The organism is Pseudomonas entomophila (assembly GCF_013523125.1).
GTDB lineage: Bacteria > Pseudomonadota > Gammaproteobacteria > Pseudomonadales > Pseudomonadaceae > Aquipseudomonas > Aquipseudomonas entomophila_B.
The window spans coordinates 1-1,481 of sequence record NZ_JAAMQJ010000089.1; the positions used below are offsets into that span (position 1 = coordinate 1).

A 1,481-nucleotide genomic window follows, 5' to 3' on the forward strand; every position below is an offset into this window, starting at 1 on the left:
CAGTGCAAGCCTGGATGGATGCCACCAGTTTGGAGGCCAAGCCTGCAACCGAGAGCATTCTGGCCGAGGCCGCTGCCTGGAAGAAGGCTCTCTACGAGCTGCGCGCGCTGCGCCTGAAAGGCAAGCAAGACGTGCTGAAAGCCGCCACGCATGCTGCCGTCGAGACCATCGCCGATGCCACGATCGAGGCGATTCACGCAAGCGTACAAGGCATCGGCAACGTCGCCTGATCCCGCCGCCCCCTCGTCATCCCCCAGGCCGCTACGCGGCTTTTTTTGTGCCCGGCCGCGCCCTGTCGTGGCCGCGTGCTTTCTGGAGTTTTTCAATGGCTCGATTCTTTCACGGCGTCACGGTCTCGAACGTCGACACCGGGGCGCGCAGCATTGCGCTGCCGTCTTCCTCGATCATCGGCCTGGTCGACACCTTCACTCCAGGCCCTGGTGCCTCGAGCACACCGACTGCGGCCGCCGGCGATCTGCTGCTGATCACCAACGAGCGCGAGGCGATCGCGGCCTGGGGCGCTGATGCGGCCATTACCAAAGCCTGTCAGGCGATCTTCGTCCGGGCCAAGGCGGTGATCGTCGCCTGTGGCGTGGCCAAGGGCGCCGATGCGGCCGCGCAGACCTCGGCCATCATTGGCGGGGTGCTGGCCAGCGGCAAACGTAGCGGCCTGCAGGCGCTGCTGGACGGCAAGAGCCGCTTCAACGCCCAGCCGCGTCTGCTGATCGCGCCCAAGCACAGCGCGACCCTGGCGGTGGCCACGGCCATGGATGCACTGGCCGGCAAGCTGCGCGCGCTCGCCATCATCGACGGGCCGGGCACCACAGACGAGGCAGCCATGGCCTACGCCAAGAACTTCGGTTCCAGGCGCGTGTTCATGGTCGACCCTGGCGTGCAGTACTGGGACACCATCAAGAACGCCACCGTCGACGCGTCGGGTTCTGCCTATACCGCTGGCCTGTTCGCTTGGACCGATGCCGAGTACGGCTTCTGGGCCTCGCCGTCCAACAAGGAGTTCGTCGGCATCACCGGTACCACTCGTTCCGTCGAGTTCCTGGACGGCGACGAGACCTGCCGGGCCAACCTGCTGAACAACGCCAATATCACGACCATCATCCGCGAGGACGGCTACCGCCTGTGGGGCAACCGCACGCTGTCGAGCGATCCCAAGTGGGCCTTCGTCACTCGCGTGCGAACCATGGACATGGTCATGGACGCGATCCTGTACGGCCACCGCTGGGCGGTCGACCGAGGCATTACCGCGACCTACGTCAAGGACGTGACCGAGGGCCTGCAGGCATTCATGCGCGACCTCAAGAATCAGGGCGCGATCATCAACTTCGAGGTGTACGCAGATCCCGTGCTGAACACCGCGACCCAGCTCGAGCAGGGCAAGGTGTACTGGAACATCCGTTTCACCGACGTGCCACCTGCCGAGAACCCCACTTTCCAAGTCGAGGTGACCAACCAGTGGCTCACCG

General features: G+C 65.0%; 1 protein-coding gene and 1 pseudogene. Both read left to right on the forward strand.

Features of this window, described 5'->3' with window-relative positions; all coding sequences use genetic code 11:
- Nucleotides 1-230: pseudogene (locus tag G7007_RS21630) on the forward strand (hypothetical protein); the annotation flags it as partial.
- 95 nt (nucleotides 231-325) lie between these two features.
- Nucleotides 326-1,481: phage tail sheath subtilisin-like domain-containing protein (locus tag G7007_RS21635; protein ID WP_181105128.1), on the forward strand; the 1,156-nt coding region annotated here is incomplete at its 3' end.